This is a genomic window from Sphingopyxis panaciterrulae (genome assembly GCF_014199295.1).
GTDB lineage: Bacteria > Pseudomonadota > Alphaproteobacteria > Sphingomonadales > Sphingomonadaceae > Sphingopyxis > Sphingopyxis panaciterrulae.
This window is the reverse complement of the sequence record NZ_JACIJH010000006.1, coordinates 84,636-104,254: the sequence shown is the minus strand read 5'-3', so window position 1 is coordinate 104,254 and position 19,619 is coordinate 84,636. Positions and strand designations below refer to the sequence as shown.

General features: G+C 66.9%; 23 protein-coding genes. 6 read left to right on the top strand and 17 right to left on the bottom strand.

The features are described from left to right. Positions 1-41: 41 nt before the first annotated feature. Positions 42-725 (bottom strand): lysoplasmalogenase, encoded by a 684-nt coding sequence (locus FHR21_RS10960; protein WP_184098154.1) that lies wholly within the window; start codon positions 723-725, stop codon positions 42-44. Between the two features lie 75 nt (positions 726-800). Here FHR21_RS10960 and trmFO point away from each other — a divergent pair, with 75 nt between their 5' ends. Next, positions 801-2,150: a methylenetetrahydrofolate--tRNA-(uracil(54)-C(5))-methyltransferase (FADH(2)-oxidizing) TrmFO gene (gene trmFO / locus FHR21_RS10955; protein ID WP_184098152.1), complete on the top strand. Its 1,350-nt coding sequence runs from the start codon at positions 801-803 to the stop codon at positions 2,148-2,150. 17 nt (positions 2,151-2,167) lie between these two features. Here the strand turns inward: trmFO and FHR21_RS10950 are convergent, their stop codons facing one another. Further along, complete coding sequence (locus tag FHR21_RS10950; protein WP_184098150.1) at positions 2,168-2,635, bottom strand: EF-hand domain-containing protein; 468 nt, start codon at positions 2,633-2,635, stop codon at positions 2,168-2,170. Between the two features lie 122 nt (positions 2,636-2,757). On the opposite strand from FHR21_RS10950, the gene FHR21_RS10945 reads away from it, so the two are divergent. After that, positions 2,758-3,663 (top strand): hydrogen peroxide-inducible genes activator, encoded by a 906-nt coding sequence (locus FHR21_RS10945; RefSeq protein WP_184098148.1) that lies wholly within the window; start codon positions 2,758-2,760, stop codon positions 3,661-3,663. 256 nt (positions 3,664-3,919) lie between these two features. On the opposite strand, the gene FHR21_RS10940 is transcribed toward FHR21_RS10945, so the two are convergent. From FHR21_RS10940 to pgsA, 3 genes are read right to left on the bottom strand one after another with little or no spacing between them, the layout of a single operon-like run. After that, on the bottom strand, positions 3,920-4,360 hold the full coding sequence (locus FHR21_RS10940; protein WP_184098146.1) for a molybdenum cofactor biosynthesis protein MoaE: 441 nt from the start codon (positions 4,358-4,360) through the stop codon (positions 3,920-3,922). Beyond that, positions 4,357-4,614: a molybdopterin converting factor subunit 1 gene (gene moaD, locus FHR21_RS10935; RefSeq protein WP_184098144.1), complete on the bottom strand. Its 258-nt coding sequence runs from the start codon at positions 4,612-4,614 to the stop codon at positions 4,357-4,359. Before moaD ends, FHR21_RS10940 begins: the two co-directional genes overlap by 4 nt. A 4-nt stretch (positions 4,615-4,618) precedes the next feature. Continuing rightward, positions 4,619-5,194, bottom strand: a complete 576-nt coding sequence (pgsA, locus tag FHR21_RS10930) for a CDP-diacylglycerol--glycerol-3-phosphate 3-phosphatidyltransferase (RefSeq protein WP_184098142.1) — start codon at positions 5,192-5,194, stop codon at positions 4,619-4,621. Positions 5,195-5,341: 147 nt separating this feature from the next. On the opposite strand from pgsA, the gene FHR21_RS10925 reads away from it, so the two are divergent. Further along, positions 5,342-6,613 carry an MFS transporter gene (locus FHR21_RS10925; RefSeq protein WP_184098140.1) on the top strand — a complete coding sequence of 424 codons (1,272 nt, stop codon included), beginning with the start codon at positions 5,342-5,344 and terminating at the stop codon, positions 6,611-6,613. Positions 6,614-7,145: 532 nt separating this feature from the next. On the opposite strand, the gene FHR21_RS10920 is transcribed toward FHR21_RS10925, so the two are convergent. From FHR21_RS10920 to nadC, 3 genes are all read right to left on the bottom strand, one after another. After that, positions 7,146-7,385: a hypothetical protein gene (locus FHR21_RS10920; protein ID WP_184098138.1), complete on the bottom strand. Its 240-nt coding sequence runs from the start codon at positions 7,383-7,385 to the stop codon at positions 7,146-7,148. 143 nt (positions 7,386-7,528) lie between these two features. Next, positions 7,529-8,233 (bottom strand): ribonuclease T2 family protein, encoded by a 705-nt coding sequence (locus FHR21_RS10915; RefSeq protein WP_184098136.1) that lies wholly within the window; start codon positions 8,231-8,233, stop codon positions 7,529-7,531. 100 nt (positions 8,234-8,333) lie between these two features. Continuing rightward, positions 8,334-9,182, bottom strand: a complete 849-nt coding sequence (nadC, locus tag FHR21_RS10910) for a carboxylating nicotinate-nucleotide diphosphorylase (protein ID WP_184098134.1) — start codon at positions 9,180-9,182, stop codon at positions 8,334-8,336. Between the two features lie 105 nt (positions 9,183-9,287). On the opposite strand from nadC, the gene FHR21_RS10905 reads away from it, so the two are divergent. Further along, positions 9,288-10,424, top strand: a complete 1,137-nt coding sequence (locus FHR21_RS10905; protein WP_184098132.1) for an NAD(P)H-dependent flavin oxidoreductase — start codon at positions 9,288-9,290, stop codon at positions 10,422-10,424. A gap of 193 nt (positions 10,425-10,617) precedes the next feature. Here the strand turns inward: FHR21_RS10905 and FHR21_RS10900 are convergent, their stop codons facing one another. After that, positions 10,618-11,067 carry a peptidylprolyl isomerase gene (locus FHR21_RS10900; protein WP_184098130.1) on the bottom strand — a complete coding sequence of 150 codons (450 nt, stop codon included), beginning with the start codon at positions 11,065-11,067 and terminating at the stop codon, positions 10,618-10,620. A gap of 168 nt (positions 11,068-11,235) precedes the next feature. On the opposite strand from FHR21_RS10900, the gene mgtE reads away from it, so the two are divergent. Further along, positions 11,236-12,675, top strand: a complete 1,440-nt coding sequence (gene mgtE / locus FHR21_RS10895) for a magnesium transporter (RefSeq protein WP_184098128.1) — start codon at positions 11,236-11,238, stop codon at positions 12,673-12,675. Between the two features lie 260 nt (positions 12,676-12,935). After that, positions 12,936-13,031, top strand: a complete 96-nt coding sequence (locus FHR21_RS10890; protein WP_420825281.1) for an entericidin A/B family lipoprotein — start codon at positions 12,936-12,938, stop codon at positions 13,029-13,031. 20 nt (positions 13,032-13,051) lie between these two features. Here the strand turns inward: FHR21_RS10890 and tatC are convergent, their stop codons facing one another. The 8 genes from tatC to argS all read right to left on the bottom strand — a co-directional run bounded on the left by tatC (position 13,052) and on the right by argS (position 19,525). Further along, positions 13,052-13,864, bottom strand: coding sequence for a twin-arginine translocase subunit TatC (gene tatC / locus FHR21_RS10885; protein ID WP_184098125.1), 813 nt, complete (start codon positions 13,862-13,864; stop codon positions 13,052-13,054). Continuing rightward, positions 13,861-14,241 carry a Sec-independent protein translocase protein TatB gene (gene tatB / locus FHR21_RS10880; protein WP_184098123.1) on the bottom strand — a complete coding sequence of 127 codons (381 nt, stop codon included), beginning with the start codon at positions 14,239-14,241 and terminating at the stop codon, positions 13,861-13,863. The genes tatC and tatB overlap by 4 nt, the downstream gene beginning before the upstream one ends. Before the next feature lie 32 nt (positions 14,242-14,273). Beyond that, on the bottom strand, positions 14,274-14,507 hold the full coding sequence (locus FHR21_RS10875) for a twin-arginine translocase TatA/TatE family subunit (protein WP_184098121.1): 234 nt from the start codon (positions 14,505-14,507) through the stop codon (positions 14,274-14,276). A gap of 84 nt (positions 14,508-14,591) precedes the next feature. Beyond that, positions 14,592-15,191: an SMC-Scp complex subunit ScpB gene (gene scpB / locus FHR21_RS10870; protein WP_184098119.1), complete on the bottom strand. Its 600-nt coding sequence runs from the start codon at positions 15,189-15,191 to the stop codon at positions 14,592-14,594. Continuing rightward, positions 15,188-15,964 (bottom strand): segregation and condensation protein A, encoded by a 777-nt coding sequence (locus FHR21_RS10865; RefSeq protein ID WP_184098117.1) that lies wholly within the window; start codon positions 15,962-15,964, stop codon positions 15,188-15,190. Before FHR21_RS10865 ends, scpB begins: the two co-directional genes overlap by 4 nt. A 7-nt stretch (positions 15,965-15,971) precedes the next feature. Further along, positions 15,972-16,979: a beta-N-acetylhexosaminidase gene (nagZ, locus tag FHR21_RS10860; RefSeq protein ID WP_184098115.1), complete on the bottom strand. Its 1,008-nt coding sequence runs from the start codon at positions 16,977-16,979 to the stop codon at positions 15,972-15,974. Positions 16,980-17,087: 108 nt separating this feature from the next. Then, positions 17,088-17,798 carry an SPOR domain-containing protein gene (locus FHR21_RS10855; protein WP_184098113.1) on the bottom strand — a complete coding sequence of 237 codons (711 nt, stop codon included), beginning with the start codon at positions 17,796-17,798 and terminating at the stop codon, positions 17,088-17,090. Continuing rightward, positions 17,798-19,525: an arginine--tRNA ligase gene (argS, locus tag FHR21_RS10850; RefSeq protein WP_184098111.1), complete on the bottom strand. Its 1,728-nt coding sequence runs from the start codon at positions 19,523-19,525 to the stop codon at positions 17,798-17,800. Before argS ends, FHR21_RS10855 begins: the two co-directional genes overlap by 1 nt. Positions 19,526-19,619 lie beyond the last annotated feature (94 nt).

Below are 19,619 nucleotides of genomic sequence, written 5' to 3'. Positions count from 1 at the left end.
GCGCTGCTCGCGGGCGAACCCGCCCCGCCCCCGCCTGAACGTCAGGCGCTTCCGCGGCGCAGCGTCCCGACCACACCCCGGGCGATCAGCGCCTGCCCGCCGAAATAGAGCGGCCAGACCAGCCACATCGTCACGCTTTTGGACAGGGCACCGCCCTCGCCCGCGAAGATGAACAGGTCGCTGCCGAGGAACAGCATCGCGCCAATCCCGGTGCGATAGCGCGGAAAGCCGCTGGCCCAGGCGCAAGCCGCCATCGCCGCGACGATCGCGGTATAGCCGACCGCTGCGCCCATCTGGTCGGCCGGCGCGCTCTTCGTCAGCGCCCAGGCGATGACCAGCGCCAGCGGCACGGTCAGCGCGACGAGCAGTTGCTGCGACCCGGTCGGCTTCGGTCGCCGGTTGCGCAGGTAAAGCGCGATGGCGATCAGGTGTCCCACGGCAAAGGCGGCCGCGCCCGGCATCATGCCGACCGCGTCGAGCAGCCAGTCGCCGAGTGCCCCGAAGCCCAGCGCCGCGGCGATCATCCAGCCGTCACGGCTTCGCGCATTGGCCGCGGCCCACAGCGCGAGCAGGCCGACCCCGCTCGTCTTCCACGCCCAGATCGCCGGCCCGTCCCAGCGCATCAGCACCGCCGCGAAAAAGCTGATCCCGCCGACCAGCGCCAATATCCACAGTCCCCGCGCCCGATCCCAGTCCGCCGTTCCGCTCCCGACCGCTGTGTTCATCGTCCGCCCCTTTGCATCTTGCCGTCAACCCGCCTAGTGCGCGGGCGATTGGGCGCAAGTCAACGGATAGGGTAAATGGCGGACCACGACATCCATATCATCGGCGGCGGACTCGCGGGCTCCGAAGCCGCCTGGCAGCTCGCCGAGGCGGGCTTCCGCGTCCGACTGTCCGAAATGCGCGGCGGCGCGGGCACGACCCCCGCGCATCAGGGCGATGCGCTCGCCGAAATGGTCTGCTCGAACAGCTTTCGCAGCGACGACGGCGACAGCAACGCCGTCGGCCTGCTCCACCGCGAGATGCGCGCGCTCGGCTCGCTTATCATGCGGCAGGCCGACGCGACGAAGCTCCCCGCCGGCTCGGCCCTCGCGGTCGACCGCGACCTCTTCGCGGGCGGCGTCACCCGCGCGCTGTCGGAACATCCGAACGTCTCCGTCGTCCGCGAGCGCATCGACGCGCTGCCCTCCGCCGGGCCGGTCATCGTCGCCACCGGCCCGCTGACCGCCGAAGGCCTCGCCGCCAGCATCGGCGCCGCGACGGGCAAGGATTCGCTCGCCTTCTTCGACGCCATCGCGCCGATCGTCTATCGCGACACGATCGACATGGACGTCGCCTGGATGGCGAGCCGCTGGGACAAGGTCGGGCCGATCGGCGACGGCAAGGACTATATCAACTGCCCGCTGGACAAGGACCAATATTATGCCTTCGTCCAGGGGCTGGTCGACGGCGAGAAGACCGGCTTCAAGGAATGGGAGACCGACACCCCCTATTTCGAAGGCTGCATGCCGATCGAGGTCATGGCCGAACGCGGCCCCGACACGCTGCGCTTCGGCCCGATGAAGGGCGTCGGGCTCGACAATCCGCGCACCGGCCGCTGGCCCTGGGCGGTCGTCCAGCTCCGCCAGGACAATGCGCTCGGCACGCTGTGGAACATGGTCGGCTTCCAGACCAAGTTGAAGCACGCCGAACAGGTGCGGCTGTTCCGCACCATTCCCGGTCTCGAAAAGGCCGAATTCGCGCGGCTGGGCGGGCTCCACCGCAACAGCTTCATCCGCTCGCCCGAACTGCTCGACGGCCAGCTCCGCCTGAAAACCGCACCGCACATCCGCTTCGCGGGGCAGATCACCGGCTGCGAAGGCTATGTCGAAAGCGCCGCCATCGGCCTGATCGCCGCGCGCTTCGCCGCCGCCGAACTGGCCGGCCGCTCCCTGCCCCCGCCGCCGTCCGAAACCGCGCTCGGCGCGCTGCTCGGCCATATCACCGGCGGCGCCGACGCCGCGAGCTATCAGCCGATGAACGTCAATTTCGGCCTCTTCCCCCCGCTCCCCGACGACGTCCGCAAAAAGGATCGCAAGCTCGGCTACACCCGGCGCGCGGGCGGGGCGCTGGCTGAATGGATGAAGCTGGCCGACGGCGTGGCCGCCTAGGGGCCGTTCGCAGTCGCTCAACAACTACACGTCGGCTTCGGCTTCCGCTTCGGCGCCGTCGTCGCGAATTCGGTGCGAGTCAGGTCGCCCGACTTGTCGGCATCGGCCCCCGCGAAGCGGTCGCTCGTCGCCACTGCCCATTCCTCGAAGCTCAGCAGATTGTCGCCATTGGCGTCGAGCTTGCGGAATGCGGCGCTGCGCGTCGCCATCATCTCGACCCGGCTGATCCGTTCGTTGCGGTCGCGGTCGTAGCGGTTGAAACGCCGCTCCTCGCGCGTTTCCTGTTTCGCGGCGGGCAGTTCGGGCGGCGCAGCGCCGCGCTTCGGGGCGTTCGGACCGGCGACCGGGATCGCGGGCAGCTTCGGCGGCGGCGCCGGCAGCGCGCGCTGCTCGGCGACCTGGCTGTGCCCCTTCCACAGGAACACCCCGCCGGTCAGCAGCAGCGCCGTCGCGAACCCACCGGCCAGAAATCGCGAAACCGCCATATGCTCCTCCCCGCCGCAAGCGTTACACGCGCCGCCGGTCGCGGGTCAATTCCAGCCGCTCCGCAGCAATAATTATCGAACGGATTGTTTAAATCCTACCCCATCATTGCTATATCCGATCAATGCAGAACTACCTCCCTTCGCTGAAGCAGATGCAATATTTCGTCGCGCTGCACGAGCATGGCCATTTCGGCCGCGCCGCCGACGCCTGCAACGTGACCCAGTCGACGCTGTCGGCGGGCATCCGCGAGCTCGAGACGCTGCTCGGCCAGACGCTCGTCGAGCGCACCCGCCGCGTCGTGCGCTTCACCAAGCTGGGCAACGCCATCGTCGAAAAGGCGCACCGCGTGCTGCGCGAGGCCGAGGAACTTGCCGACATGGCCGCCGCCGCCGCGGCCCCGCTCGTCGGCGAGCTGCGGATGAGCGTCATCCCGACCATTGCGCCCTTCCTGCTCCCCGGTCTGCTGCCGCGACTGCGCAAGGAGCGGCCGTCGCTCAAGCTCTTCCTGCGCGAGGAACCGAGCGCGCAGGCGTGCGAATCGCTCCATCACGGCATGGTCGACTGCGTCCTCCTCGCCCTCCCCTATGCCTGCGGCGACGTGGAGGCCGAAAATCTGTTCGACGACGCGCTGTTCGTCGCCTTTCCCGGCGACCAGGCCGAAGACCTGCCGGCGATGGTCACCGCCGACCAGCTCGACCCGTCGCAACTGCTGATGCTCGAGGACGGGCATTGCCTGAAGGATCATGCGCTCGCCGCGTGCAACCGGCCCGAACTGCGCGCCGGCGCCCGGATGATGGGTACCTCGCTTCACACGCTCGTCCAGATGGTCGACAACGGCCTCGGCATCACCATGTTACCGCAGATGGCGATCGAGGCCGGCATCCTCGACCACACCGACATCGACACCCGCCCGCTCGCCTCCGATCATGACTGGCGCACCATCGCGCTCGTCTGGCGCAAGGGCAGTCCCCGCGCCGACGAATTCCGGATGCTCGCCGATATCTTCCGCAAGCATAAGGGGGATTGAACCCCGGACGTTCAACCGACAGGCTCTTTATGCCTCGTCACCCTGCACTTGTTTGGCGCTTATCCCTTGCCATCCGTAGGCCTCCTTACTTCGTCATTGCGACGCCGGCGAAAGCCGGGGGAAGCAATCCAGAGCGGTTTGCGCGCACTCTGGATTGGCTTCGCTCCGCTCGCAATGACGGGATTACGGATGCGAAAGCGATAAGCGCCAAACAAGGTCAGCATGACGAAGGCAGGGAGTGGCAATGAGCCACTTCCTACCCCCAGCGCGCCGCCCGCGCGCGGTCCGCCCCGCGTTCCTCGACCCACGCGACGCGCCCATCGGCAAAACTCTCGCGCTTCCACAGCATCACGTCGGTCTTCAGCCGGTCGATCAGATATTCGCACGCCGCCAGCGCTTCGGCGCGATGGCGGCTGCTCGCCAGCACCAGCACGATCGTGTCGCCGGGCGCCATCGCCCCGACCCGGTGGATCAGGGTCGATGCGTCCAGCGTCCAGCGCCGCGCCGCTTCCTCTGCCAGCGCGGTCAGCCCGGCCGCGGTCATCGCCGGATGATGATCCAGGAACAATTCGGTCAGCCCGCCATCGCCGCGCACCCGCCCGACGAAGCTCGCGCTCGCCCCGTGGCCGCCGGCGTCGTGCGCCGCCAGTTCGGCCGCGACGTCGATCGCTTCCGCGCGGACCGCGACGCGGATCATCCCCCGGTCACCGGCGGAAACAGCGCGACCTCGCCCGCATCGCCGATCGGCGCGTCCGCCCCGACCATCGCGCCGTCCACCGCCGCGCGAATCCGCCCCGGCTCGGCAAAGGCCCGCGCCCCGCGCGCGTCGCGCGCCGCCAGCCAGCGCACGAGGTCGCCGACCGTCGCGATTCCGGCGGGCAGCGCGACCGTTTCGGCCGCCATCCCCATCCGCTCGCGCACCCAGGCGAAATAGGCGATGTCGAGCGTCACCGGTTCAATCCATATGCTTGAGGCCGACGCGCAGATAATCCCAGCCGGTAATCAGCGTCAGCACCGCCGCACCCCACAGCGAGGCGAGACCGACCGTCTTGACCCACGGCCACATCGGCAGGGCCCCGGCCAGGATCAGCGCGCCGAAGGCGACGAGCTGGCACGCCGTCTTCCACTTGGCGAGCCGCGTCACCGGCATCGACACCTGCAGCGTCGCCAGAAATTCGCGCAACCCCGACACGATGATCTCGCGCAGCAGGATGATGAGTGCCGCGATCACATGCCAGCCGTCCACGTCGCGGGTGAAGACCAGCAGCAATATCACCGCCGCGATCATGATCTTGTCGGCGATCGGGTCGAGGAAAATGCCCAGCCGCGACACGGTGCCGCGCGCCCGCGCCACATAACCGTCAAAATAATCGGTAATGCCCATCAGACAATAGAGTGCGAAGGCAAAGGCATAGTCGAGTGGCAGCGGCTGGTGGCGCATATCCTCGCGCGCGCCGGGCCAGAGCAGGAACAGCAGAATCGGCACCGCGAGGATTCGCGACAAGGTCAACAGGTTCGGAAGGCTGAGCATGGTTCCTGATTCCCGCCCGGGAGGTGCGACTGTTCCAAAATGGGCTTTGACCCCATCTGCCCTAGCCGATAAGCCCCCCAAGCGACAACCGAATTGCCCGCAGCGGCAGCGCCGGTCGCGCGTTCGGGCAACAAGAGTGGGCTTCGCATGACCGGTTCCTTCGCGCTTTTGAAGCAACGCCGGTTCCTGCCCCTGTTCGCGACCCAATTCCTCAACGCCTTCAACGACAATTTCTACAAGATGGCGATGGTGATCCTCGTCACCTTCACCATCTACAAGGATCCGGAGACCGAGGCGTGGTTCAACGCACTGGCGGGCGGGCTCTTCATCCTGCCCTTCTTCCTCTTCTCCGCGCTCGCCGGGCAACTCGCCGACAGCCGCGACAAGACGTGGATAATCCGGCTCATCAAGACCGCCGAAATCGGGATCATGATCGTCGGCGGCGCGGGCATCTGGCTGCACAATGTCCCGCTCATGCTGCTCGCGCTCTTTTCGATGGGGATGCACTCGACCTTCTTCGGGCCGATCAAATATGCGATCCTGCCCCAGCATCTACAGGACGACGAGGTGCTCTCGGGCACCGGCTGGGTCGAGGCGGGGACCTATATCGCGATCCTCGGCGGCACCATCGCCGGCGGGCTGATCGCGCCGCATCATGCGATCGTCGGCATCGTCGCGGTCGCCGTCGTCGGCCGCCTGACCGCCAGCCTCGTGCCGCCCGCTCCGCCCGAGGCGGAGGCGCGCGACCTGGTCATCGACCATAATGTCTTCCGCTCCTCGTGGCAGATCGTCAGTTCGACGATGCACATCCCGCGGCTGTTCCTCGCCATCGTCTCGATCAGCTTCTTCTGGGCGATCGGTGCGATCCTCGCCGCGCAGTTCCCGCCGCTGGTCAAAAATGCGCTCGCCGCCGACAACACCGTCGCGACGCTGTTCACCGCCATCTTCTCGGTCGGCGTCGCCATCGGCTCGATCGTCGTCAACCGCCTGCTCAAGGGGCGGGTGTCGGCGCGCTATTCGCCGGGATCGGTGATCGTGATGGGATTGTTCGTGCTCGACCTCTGGTGGTCGGTGAAGGGCTGGCCGCACCGCGACGGCACGCTGATGAACTGGCGCGAATTCCTGTCGCTGACCGCCGGCGACCGCGTCATCCTCGACCTGCTCGGCATCGCCATCGCCGGCGGCATGTTCGTCGTGCCGCTCTACGCCTTCCTGACCACGACCGTCGCCAAGTCGCAGACGGCGCGCACCGTCGCCGCGAACAATATCGTCAATTCGGGCTTCATGGTCGCCGCGACGCTGGTCCTCAGCCTGCTCATCGGTCTCGGCCTGACGATCGACGACACGCTGCTGATGGTCGCCGCCATGTGCCTGCTGTCCGCCTGGCTCGCGTGGAAACTCCACAAGGCCTGCGACTGAGGCCGTTTCGCCTTCCCCCTCGATGGGGGAAGGATATGAGGCCTTGCCGAGCGTGATCGGGTTAGGCTGAAGCGCCATGAACAACCCGTGCATCCCCGCCTTCGCCGGAGCACATGCTTTTCAAGTAGAGATGACTATGCTCCAGACGCAGTTGGATGGGGTGATGCTGCGACTAGAGCAGCGAGCCCTAAATCGGCATCACCCTTTCTACCGTTCGTGCTGAGCTTGTCGAAGCACCGTTTTTTCTTTTCGGCCTCGCAAGGAAAGAACAGCCCTTCGACAAGCACAGAGCCTGTCCCCCCCCCAAAGGCGGGGGGGGGGGGGGGCGAACGGGGATGGGCGATGCCGATTTAACGCACGCCGCTCTCTCTAAGGGTTGTGGGGATTCAGGTTTCGGCGGCCCTATACGGTTTTTTCAGCACCGGTCGGGATTCCTCAAGAGGAATCCCCACACCCCCTAGCGAATAAATCCGCAAGTCTCGCTGCCTCCCCATCAAGGGGGAGGGAATGTGCGGCCCCGGCTCCGCAGACCTCAAAGCAGGAACATCATCGTCGCGGTAAAGAAGATCGCGAAACTCTCCAGGAACAGCCGCACGTCGCTGCCGCTCGCCAACAAGGGCTGCGGCGGGCGACGCTGTTCGGCGATCGCGCTGCGCAGCGCGCCCTGCCAGTCGGCCGGCACGCTCATCCGCGCGATCACGAGTTGGCGGGCGCCATGCGCGCGTATCCGGCCGCGAATGTCGACGCGCTCGTCGGAGTCGAATCCAGTCATGCCGCCGAAGCTAGGAACTTCTTAACGGCACGGTAAGGTTAAAAGATCCTTAACGCGCAGACTGTCCCCGCGCGGGACGGTTATAGCCCCGGTTCCCCTCCCGCTTGCGAGAGGGGAGATCGGGACGAACCCACGGGCTATCGTCAGCCCACCGGCGGCCGAATCTTCACGGCGCGCCGGTCGGCGATTCCCGCCTGGAACGGCTTGCAGCGCTGCGGCCGCATCCGCGGCCCCAGGCACAGCCGCACCTCGTCGAGCCAGCCCTGCCGGTCGGTCGCGACCGCGATCATCTCGGGCGCGATGCCCTCGTTCACGCTGGCGAAGGCGCGGCGCACCGATCCCGCCGTCTGCCGCTTCGCCACCAGCGCCGTCATGTCGGGAAAGCGCACCGCGCCGAACAATATCTCCGCCGCGCGGAAATAGGCGGCGGGATGCGGGCTCATGCAGGTGCCGTGCTTCGCCCATTCATGCTGCAGAAGCTGCGCCGACGGCGTCATGCACATATGGCGCCGCAGCACCGGCGCGGGCACGATCTTCGCCGGGCGACACCATTGCGGATAGGCCGGACCGTCCGCCTCGGGCCACAGCCCGTGCAGCACCCAGCCGAAACGACCAGCCTCGCCCGAACATTGGAATCGGTCGCGCGCCGCCTTCGGATTGCGGACGCGCGAGCAATGCTGCGGCGACCAGCTCATGGCCAACAGATAGCCGCCGATCTTCGGGCTGCGCGCCGGCTCGCCGCGGGGCGGCTTCTCGACCCGCGGCACCGGCACGCGATCGGGCGCCTCGCACGCGGGTGCCTGCGCCTGGGCAGCGACGGGTGCGAGCATCAACAGGACGGCGCCCATCCCTGCCCATCGTCGCCCCTGCGAAGGCAGGGGCCGCTGTCGGCCTTGCGCTGCACCGATAGCGGCCCCTGCCTTCGCAGGGGCGACGGCGCGATTCCTGTCAGGCCAGCGCAAAATCGAGTCCGATATCGGCCGCCGGCGCCGATTGGGTCAGCCGCCCGACCGAAACATAGGTGACTCCCGACGCGCCGATTGCGCCGATCGTCTCCAGCGTCACACCGCCCGAGGCTTCGGTCGGCACCTTGCCCCCGACGATGGCGACGCATTCGCGCAGCTCCTCCGGCCCCATATTGTCGAGCAGCAGGTGCGTCGCCCCGGAGCCGAGCGCGGGCGCGACCTGATCGACCCGGTCGACCTCGACGATGATGTCCGCGATCCCCGCCGCGACCGCGCGCCGCACCGCTTCTTCGACCGATCCGGCGACCGCGACATGATTGTCCTTGATCATCGCCGCGTCCCACAGCCCCATGCGGTGATTGGTCGCGCCGCCCATCCGCGTCGCATATTTCTCCAGCACCCGCAGGCCCGGAATCGTCTTGCGCGTGTCGAGCAGGATCGCGCCAGTGCCCGCGAGTGCATCGACATAGCGCCGCGTCATCGTCGCGATGCCCGACAGGTGCTGCACCGTGTTCAGCGCCGACCGCTCGGCGGTCAGCATCGCGCGCGCATGGCCCGATAGGCGCATCAGGTCGGTCCCGGCGGCAACTTCGGCGCCCTCCTCGACCAGTATTTCGATCTCCATCGCCGGATCGAGTGCGCGAAAGAAGCGCTCGGCGATCGGAAGGCCGGCGACGGTGATCGCGTCGCGGCTGTCCATGACGCCCTCGAAACGAGCGTCGGCGGGAATCACCGCCAGCGAGGTGATATCGCCACCGCGGCCGAGATCCTCGGCCAACGTGGCGCGGACGAAGGCGTCGAGGTCGAAGCCGGGCAGCGCGAAATCGGTCATGAGTCCCGCGATAAGGGCTGGCCGCGGCAAATCAACTTGACGTTTACGTCAACTGTCGCCGACATACACGCACCGCGGCACTTTCGCCAACTTCCGGAGACAGTCATGCAATCGCCCATCTGCACCCTGCTCGACATCGAATTCCCGCTGCTCGCCTTCTCGCACTGCCGCGACGTCGTGGTCGCGGTGTCGAAGGCGGGCGGCATGGGCGTCTTCGGCGCCGCCGCCCTGCCCCCCGAGCGGCTGGAGGAGGAACTGGCGTGGATCGACGAGCATATCGGCGGCAAGCCCTATGGCGTCGACCTGATCGTCCCCAACAGCTTCGCTGGCAAGGGCGAGGCGCCGGCGGCCGGAACGCCCGAAATCCCCGAGACGCACCGCGCCTTTGCCGCCGACGTGCTGGCCCGGCACGGCGTCGACGCCGCCGGCCTCGACGAAGGGATGGCGGCGCGCCAGAGCTTTGGCGAGAATATGCGCGAGGACGGCGCCGCGAAGCTGCTCGAGGTCGCCTTCCGCCATCCGATCCGGCTGATCGCCAACGCGCTCGGCGTGCCGCCGCAACTGATGCTCGACCTCGGCAAACGGCACAATGTGCCGGTCGCGGCGCTGGTCGGCACGCGCGATCATGCGCTGGCGCAGGTGCGCGCCGGGGTCGACATCCTCGTCGTCGCGGGCGGCGAAGCGGGCGGCCATTGCGGCGAGGTCGCGACCATGGTGCTGGTGCCAGAGGTCGCAGCGGCGCTCGATGCGATCGGCGACACGACGCCGATCCTCGCGGCGGGCGGAATCGTCACCGGGCGCCAGATGGCCGCCGCGATGGCGATGGGCGCGCACGGCGCCTGGTGCGGATCGGTCTGGCTGACCACCGCCGAGGCCGAGACCAACCCGGTGGTCAAGGACAAGATGCTCGCCGCCAGCGCGCGCGATACGGTGCGCTCGAAAAGCCGCACCGGCAAGCCCTCGCGCCAACTCCGCTCGCCCTGGACCGACGCGTGGGAAGCCGAAGGCGCCCCCAGGCCCCTGCCGATGCCGCTCCAGTCGCTGGTCAGCGAACCCGCGCTGCGCAAGGTCGATAAATTGTCCGAAGGCGGCCACGAAGGCGCCAAGGCCCTCGCGACCTATTGGGTCGGCCAGGGCGTTGGGCTGATGAACGAGGCGATAGGCGCCGGCCAGGTCGTGCAGGCGTTCAAGGAAGACTGGATCGCCGCCTGCGAACGGCTGAACGGGTTTGTGGGGGATTGAGATGCTGAACCTCCCCCTTGATGGGGGAGGCAGCGAAACTTGGACGCTTGCGCCCTAGTCGCAGCGGTGGGGGTGCAGTCTCGGCCTGAAACGACGGCCGAAGGATGCACCGTCACCCCCATCCAACTGCGCCTAATCGCTTCGCGACAAGGCTTCGTATCCTTCCCCCATCAAGGGGGAAGGCCTTGCCGGCTCAGCCGACCGTCGCTTTCACGATCTTGCCCGGCTCGCGCGGCGGCTCGCCCTTGGGCAGCGCGTCGACATTGTCCATGCCTTCGATCACCTCGCCCCAGACGGTGTACTGATTGTCGAGGAAGCGCGCGTCCTCGAAGCAGATGAAGAACTGACTGTTCGCGCTGTTCGGGTTCTGCGCGCGCGCCATCGAGCAGACGCCGCGGACGTGCGGTTCGCTGTTAAACTCAGCCGGCAGGTCGGGAAGCTTGCTGCCGCCCATGCCGGTGCCCGTCGGGTCGCCGCCCTGCGCCATGAAGCCGGGGATCACGCGGTGAAAGACGACGCCGTCATAGAAGCCCTCGCTGGCGAGCTGGGTGATTCGCTCGACATGTTTGGGCGCCAGATCGGGGCGCAGACGGATGACGACGTCGCCGGTCGACAGCGACAGGGTAAGGGTCTGTTCGGACATGGAAGGCTCCTCAGCATTGGGTTGGCGGTGCCATAGCGGGCGCGGGCGGCAAAGCCACGCATTAATTGCCCGCGCCGCCGCTGGCGGCGTTGCCAAGGCGCGGCTCCGGGACTAGGGGAAAGGTCGGTTCACGAGGCCGTCCGGCCGCAAGTCAGGGAGGGCCGCGCGATGGACAAACGCGAAGACTTCCTGCCTCCCGACGACGAAATCGTCCTCGACGATCGCGACATTCGCGAATCCGAAACCGAACTCGACGAGGACGACCGGCTACGGCCCGAGTTCGTCAGCGACGTCCTCGCGCTCGCCGAAGCGGGCGAGCATGAAGCGGCGCGCGAGCGGGTCGGCCGCCTGCACCCCGCCGACATCGCCGACCTGTTCGAACTTCTGTCCGACGAGGACCGCCCGCTCTTCGCCTCGGTGCTCGGCGATCTCCTGTCGCCCGATGTGCTCGCCGAGATGAACGAGCATGTGCGCGAGCAGCTCATCGACCTGCTCGCGCCCGAGCAGGTCGCCGAGATCGCGTCCGAACTCGACACCGACGACGCGGTGGCGATCATCGAGGATATGGAGGCGGACGAGCAGCAGGCCGTCCTCCAGGCGATGGAGCCCGAGGATCGCGCCGCGATCGAGGACGCCCTCTCCTTCCCCGAAGAGAGCGCCGGTCGCCTGATGCAGCGCGAATTCGTCGCGGTGCCAGAGCATGTCACGGTCGGCGACGTGATCGACCGGCTGCGCGAAGATCAGGACCTGACCTCCGATTTCTGGGAAATCTTCATCGTCGATCCGATGCATCGTCCGGTCGGCACCTGTCAGCTCAGCTGGATATTGCGCACCCCGCGCGACATCGCGATCGGCGATGTGATGAAGCGCGAACAGACGCTGATCCCGGTCGACATGGATCAGGAAGAGGTCGCGCTGCGCTTTCAGAAATATGCGCTGATCTCGGCGGCGGTGGTCGACAAGGCCGGGCGGTTGGTCGGCATGATTACGGTCGACGATGTCGTTCACGTCATCCAGGAAGAGGCGGGCGAGGATATCCTGCGCCTGTCGGGCGCCGGCGACGGTGACATCAACGAGCCGATCCGCGAAACCTACAGTGCGCGGGTGCGCTGGCTGATCGCCAATCTCGGCACCGCGCTCGTCGCCTCGACCATCGTGGCGATCTTCGGCGGCGCGATCGAGCATATGGTTGCGCTCGCCGCGCTGATGCCGATCGTCGCCGGGGTCGGTGGCAATGCGGGGACGCAGACGCTTGCGGTCACCGTCCGCGCGCTCGCGATGAACCAGCTCACCGATTCGAACAGTTGGCGCGCAGTGTGGCGCGAGATGAAGATCGCGCTGCTCAACGGCGGCACCATTGCACTGATCGCCGGCACCGCGACCGCGCTGTGGTTCGCCAATCCGGGGCTCGGCGGCGTCATTGCGGCGGCGATGATCGTCAATATCTTCGTCGCCGGGGTTGCCGGAGTCGCGATCCCGCTGTTTCTCGACCGGCTCGATCAGGACCCCGCGGTCGCCAGTTCGATCTTCGTGACGATGACGACCGATTCCATGGGGTTCCTCGCCTTCCTCGGCCTCGCGGTGGCCAGCGGGCTCACCAGCCTCTGACACCAAGCCCCTGGATTCCATGGGATTCAAAAAAATCGCGAAAAAAAGTTCAGCAACGCGATTTTTTCGGGAACCAATCGCCGTACTCGGTCGTTTCCCTTTCGAGCAGCGGTCATCGCCCCCCCGCAGCGCTGCTCAGCAACATTGGCCCGGGCCGCTTTCCCTCCCCCCCCTCGAACGCGGTCCGGGCCATTTTGCACTCTGGTATGATAACAAGGTGAAGAACCATGACGAGTTTTCGCGCAATCATCCTGGCATTGATGGCAAGCTTTCTGGTCGCTGCCTGCAATACCGTTAAGGGAGCAGGCCGCGACATCGAGTCGGTCGGTCAGGCTGGCAGCGACGCCATCCATTGACCCGGTTCTGATCGCTTACCCTAGGCCTCTTCGAGAGGCTCGACAGGCGCCGTTTCGGCGCCTGTTTTGTTGCGGCGGCGCTGGGTGAACCAGATCGCGAAGAGCGACAGCTCGTAGAGCAGGATCAGCGGCACCGCGAGCAGGAACTGACTGAGCACGTCGGGCGGCGTCGCGACAGCGGCGATGCCGAAGGCGGCGACGATCATATAGCGGCGCGCCGACACGAGTTGCTCGCGCGTCACCAGCCCCGACCGCTCGATCAGCATCAGCAGAATCGGCAGCAGAAAGGCGATGCCGAACGCCATGATGAACTGCATGATGAAGCTGAGGTAATTGCCGACGGACGGCAGCGCCTCCTGCGTCACCCCGCCGATATTGCCCTGGTAACCGAGCAGGAATTTCAACGCCAGGGGTACGGTCACAAAATAGGCGAAGCAGGCGCCGATCGTGAACAGCACCGGGGTCGCGAACAGGAAGGGCAGCAGCGCGCGCTTTTCCTTGCGGTACAGACCGGGCGCGACGAATTTCCAGAGTTGGTTAGCGATCACCGGAAAGGCGATCATCATCGCCGCGAACAGCGCGACCTTTATCTCGACGAAAAAGGCCTCGAAAAGCTGGGTATAAATGAGCTTGCCCTGCCCGGCCGCGAGCAGCGGCCGGACCAGAATCCCGAAGATCGGTCGAGCGAAATAGAGGCAGACACTAAAAGCAATCGCGACCGCGACCAGCGATTTCAGCAGGCGTGAGCGCAATTCGATCAGATGGTCGAGCAGCGGCATCTTGCCGCCGGAGCCGTCGTCGTCCTCGGCCGTCACGGGCGTTTCCGCGGTCATGGCAACGGTTCGTCCTTCGGCGGCACCGAGTGCGTCTCCGGCGTCGCGGCGGCCCCGGCCTCGCTCTCGCTCTCTCCATCCGCCCCGTCGGGCGGCGGCGCGGTCGCGGGGATCATCGGCGGATTGTCGTCGGACTCGAGGCGCGGAAATTCGCGCATGATCGCTTCATTCTGCTCACGCCACTGCTTTTCGAGCTCTTCCAGCTCGGCTTCGCGCATCATCGTATCGAGCCCGGATCGAAAATGCCGCGCCATGCCGCGCGCCTTGCCGACCCATTTGCCAACGAAGCGCATCGCCTTGGGCAGGTCCTTGGGACCGATGACGACCAAGGCCACCACGATGACGAGCAGCAGCTCGGTGGGCGCGACGTCGAACATGCTTCAGCCAGTCCCCCGCGGACGGATATCGGTCAGCGGCGATCCGTCTCGGCGGTCGGCGTCGGCGACGGCGCAGCATCGGGCGTGCGCTGTCCCTCGATATGCCGCGGCGCGGGCGGCGACGCATCGTCTTCCGCCATGCCCTTCTTGAAGCTCTTGATGCCCTTGGCGACGTCGCCCATCATATCGGAAAAGCGTCCCTTGCCGAACAGCAACAGGACGATCACGCCGAAAACGAGCCAGTGCCAGATGCTCAAACCACCCATCGAAAATCTCCTTGCGCCGCCCATATAGGTGCGGCCGTTTCCAATTGCACGCGCGCTTCGCCGAAAACGGCCTCAAGGCCCGCCCTATGCGTCTTCGCCATCCTTTACCAGATCAAGCTCGCCCATCGCCGTCTCGAAGGCGAGGTCGACCGGATCGAGCAGCCCCGCCGCGCGCAGATCCTCGATCCCCGGCAGGTCCTTGCGGCTCGTGAGGCCGAAATGTTGCAGGAATGCGTCGGTGGTCTTGTAGATCAGCGGGCGCCCCGGCACCTCGCGCCGTCCCGCGGGCGCGATCCATTCAGCCTCCATCAGCACGTCGAGCGTGCCCTTCGAAGTCTGGACCCCGCGAATCGCCTCGATCTCGGCGCGGCTGACCGGCTCGTGATAGGCGACGATCGCCAGCACTTCCGCTGCCGCGCGCGACAGCTTGCGCGGATCGTCGCGTTCGCGGCGTAGCAGATGGGCGAGATCGGCGGGGGTCTGGAAATGCCAGTGTCCGCCGCGCTCGACCAGTTCGACGCCGCTGCCCGCATGGCGCTCTGCGATCGCCACGATGATCGCGCGCACCGCCCCGGGCGTCATCTCGTCGCCGAGCCGCGCCGCAACCTGCCGCGCGTCGAGCGCTTCGTCGCTGGCGAACAGCATCGCCTCGATCGCGCGTTCCAGATCGTCGATGGCGCTCATGTGCCGACTGCCTTCAGATAGAGGGGTTCGAACGCGCCGTCCTGCTTCAGGTCGACACGGCCCTGCCGCGCGAGTTCGAGCGCGGCGAGAAAGCTCGACGCGACCGCCGAACGGCGCAGCGGACCATCGTAATCGGCCGGAAGAAAGGCCGAAAGCTCCGCCCAGTCGAGCGTAACGCCGATCAGCCGCTCGAGATGATGAAGCGCCGCGTCGAGCGTCACCACCGGGCGCCGCGCAACCATGTGGACGACGGGCTCGGTCCGCAGCTTCACCTGGCCATAGGCGGCGAGCAGATCATAGAGGCTCGCGTCCCAGCGACGCACCCGCACGTCGCGCAGCCCCTCGGGCTTCGCGCGCAGGAAGACGTCGCGGCCGACACGGTCGCGCGCGAGCAGCCGCGCCGCCGCCTCGCGCATCGCGGCAAGGCGCTGGAGCCGCAGTTGCAGCCGCAGCGCCAGTTCGTCGGGGGACGGGTCCTCCTCGGGGTCCTTGGGCAACAGCAGCGCCGATTTCAGATAGGCCAGCCACGCCGCCATCACCAGATAATCGGCCGCAACCTCCAGCTTGAGCGCGCGCATCTCGGTAATGAAGGCAAGATATTGCTCGACGAGCGCGAGGATGGAAATCTGGCGGAGGTCGACTTTCTGACTGCGCGCGAGCGTGAGCAGCAGGTCGAGCGGCCCTTCCCAGCTTTCGAGGTTGAGCTGAAGCGCGTCCTCGCGCTCCGAGGGGGCCGCCGGCGCAAGGTCAAAGGCGGGCGGCAGATCCTCCATCGGCGCCTCAGGCCATCGCCAGCAGCGCGTCGCGCTGATCGACGAGCATCGCGAACTCGCGCGCGTCGCGGGTGCCGGCGATGCGTTCCATCGCTCCATCGAGGCGCGAACGCGCCGTCTCGCCGATCGGGTCGAGCGTCTTCGCGATGCCGATCATATCGTCCATCCGGCCCCAGCAGTTGAGCGCGATGTCGCAGCCCGCGGCGATCGCCGCGGCGGCGCGCCCCGGCACGTCGCCCGACAGCGCCTTCATGTCGAGATCGTCGGTCATCAGCAGCCCGTGGAATCCGATGCGCCGGCGGATGACGCTGTCGATGATCAGCGGCGACAGCGTCGCCGGTCGCTCGGGGTCCCAGGCGTTGAAGACGACATGACAGGTCATCGCCATCGCCGCATCGCGCAGCGCCGCGAAGGGCGCAAGATCGCTCTGTAATTCGCGGTCCGACGCCGCGACGACCGGCAATTCCTCGTGCGAATCGAGCAGCGCGCGGCCGTGGCCGGGGATATGCTTGACGATGCCGACGACGCCGCCGTCCTGCAGCCCGCTGAGGATCGCGCGACCGAGCGCGGCGACGCGCATCGGTTCGCTGCCCAGCGCGCGGTCGCCGATCACGTCGCTCGCGCCCGGCTGGCGCACGTCGAGCAGCGGTAGACAGTCGACGGTGATGCCGACCTCGGCCAGCATCGTCGCAAGCGCCATCGCATTGAGCCGCGCCGCCTCGATCGCGCTCGCCGGCGCGCGCTCATACAGCGCGTCGAAGGCGGCACCGCTAGGAAAATCGGGCCATTCGGGCGATTTCATGCGCGCGACGCGCCCGCCTTCCTGATCGATCAGGATCGGCAGGTTGGCACGGCCGTCGAGGCTGCGCAGATCGTCCGTCAGCCGCCTCAATTGGGCGCGATTCTCGATATTGCGGCCGAAGAGGATATAGCCTGCGGGGTCGCTGTCGCGGAAGAAAGCGCGCTCGTCGTCGGTCAGGGTCAGGCCCGAGAGGCCGAAAATCGCGGGTATCATCGTGCGTCAACCTCCATCGGTCGGCGCCCCCTCATGCGGCAACCAGGGACGGCATGATGGCATATCGCTCCCGCCCGACCAACGTGCGGTGCGGCGAGACGGGCCGAATCAGCGGACGATGACGCAATTTTCGCCCGCAACCCGCAATTTCCCGCACAAACTCGATGCATTGGCAGCCGAGCCTGTCATGACGCGAAGCCGATAGACCTTGCTGCCACCGACATCCGCTGCCGCCACCGAACGATTGAGGTCGGACAGATAGGCAAAACGCTTCGACAGGCTGGCCCACGCCTTGTTCGCCGCCGCCTCGCTGCTGAACGCCCCAAGCTGGATCACCCCGCCGGCGCCCTTGGCATCGGCAGCCGGTGCCGCCTTGGCGGGTGCCACAGCGGCTTTCGCCTTCGCTGTCGCCGCCTTTGCCGCAGCCGCGCGCGCTTCGGGCGTTACCGCGGGCTCCTCGGGCATCCGGCTCGGGTCGACCCGTCCGGTCGGAGCTGCGCCCTCACTCGCGGCGAAACTCTCGTCGCCCTCGCCCTCGAAAACCCGGGCAGCATTGTCCGTCGGCTGAACCTTGTAATCGCCCTTGTCGGCAGCGATCAGTTCGCCCTGCCCCCGCGCGCCGCCGTTCTGGAGCCACCACAGGCCCCCGAGTACAGCACCGATCAGCAGCAGTCCGCCAAGCACCATCGCGAGCAGGCGCGTCGGCGACACTTCGCCGTCCTCGTCATAATCATCGGCCGCCTCGAGCCACGGCAGCCGGTCTTCGTCGTCGAGCCCCAGCCCCGCATCGTCCTGCCCAGCATCCTTCTCGCCCGCCATCAGACCATCTCCTCGAGCGCCTCGACCCCCATCAGGTGTAGCCCGTTTCGGATAACCTGCCCGATTCCGTCGGCCAAATAAAGCCGAGTCGCCGTCAGTTCGGGATCGTTCGCCAGAACGATGCGCGCTTCGGGCTCGTCGTTACCCAGATTGTACCAGGCGTGGAAGGACGCGGCGACGTCGGCGAGATAGAAAGCGATACGATGCGGTTCGCGGGCAGAGGCCGCCGCCTCCACCATGCGCGGGAATTGCGCGAGCAGCTTTACCAGGCCGAGTTCGTGGTCGTTCAGCCGCGCCGGGGCCGGGTCCGGCAGCGCGATACCGGCGTCCGCTGCCTTCTGGCGCAGCCGCGAAATCCGCGCGTGGGCATATTGCAGATACCACACAGGATTGTCGCGCGACGCCTCGACCACCTTGGCGAAATCGAAATCCATCTGCGCGTCGGCCTTGCGCGTCAGCATGGTGAAGCGCACCGCATCCTTGCCGACCTCGTCGACGATATCGGCCAGCGTCACGAAATTGCCTGCCCGCTTCGACATCTTGAACGGCTCGCCATTCTTGAGCAGCCGGACCATCTGCACCAGCTTGACGTCGAAACGGGTCTTTCCGTCCGTCAGTGCCGCAACCGCGGCCTTGATCCGCTTGACCGTCCCCGCATGGTCGGCGCCCCAGATGTCGATCAATTCGTCGGCATTCTGGCTTTTCTGGAAATGATAGGCGAGGTCGGCGCCGAAGTAGGTCCAGCTTCCGTCGGACTTCTTGATCGGACGATCCTGATCGTCGCCGAACTGCGTCGAACGGAACAGCGGCAGTTCGACCGGCTCCCAATCCTCGGGCGTTTCGCCCTTCGGTGCCTCGAGCATGCCATCATAGACGAGACCGTGCTCGCGCAGCCATTTTTCCGCCGCCGCCGGCTTCCCCTCGGCCTGCAGTTCCGCTTCCGACGCGAACAGGTCGTGATGGATGCCCAGCTTGGCGAGGTCGGCGCGGATCATGTCCATCATCGCCGCGACCGCCACGGTGCGGAACAGGGCCAACCATTCGCTTTCGGACGCCCCGACGAAGCGGTCGCCATGGTCCGTAGCCAGCCGCTCACCGACGGGTTTCAGATAGTCGCCGGGATAGAGCCCCTCGGGGATCGCGCCGATATCCTCCCCCAGCGCCTCGCGGTAGCGCATGTGGACCGACCGCGCGAGCACGTCGACCTGCGCGCCGGCGTCGTTGACATAATATTCGCGGATGACCTGATGCCCGGCATATTCGAGCAGCGCCGCAAGCGCATCCCCGACCACCGCACCGCGGCAATGACCGACGTGCATGGGGCCGGTCGGGTTCGCCGAGACATATTCGACATTGACCCGGCGCCCTTCCCCCATGGTCGAGCGGCCATAATCGCCGCCTTCGCCATGAATCAGCGCCAGTTCGTCGCGCCAACTGTCGTCGGCGACACGCAGGTTGATGAAGCCGGGGCCGGCGATGCTCGCCTCGATCACTTCGGGCAGCGCGCCCAGTTCGGCAACGAGCAATTCGGCGAGCGAGCGCGGATTGGTGCCGGCGGGCTTGGCGAGTACCATCGCGGCGTTGGTTGCGACGTCGCCATGCGCGGGGTCGCGCGGCGGCTCAACGCTGATGGCGCGGCGGTCGAGCCCGTCGGGCAGGCTGCCGCTGGCGACGAGGCGGTCGAGCGCAGCGGCGATATGGTCGGAAAAGCGGCTGAACAGGGTCACGTATCTGGCCTATCTTGGATCGAAAGCATCGACGCGCGCCCTATCGCAGCTTGGGCAGCGCGAAAAGCCCTGCACCGCCTTCGCGCCGCAGGGT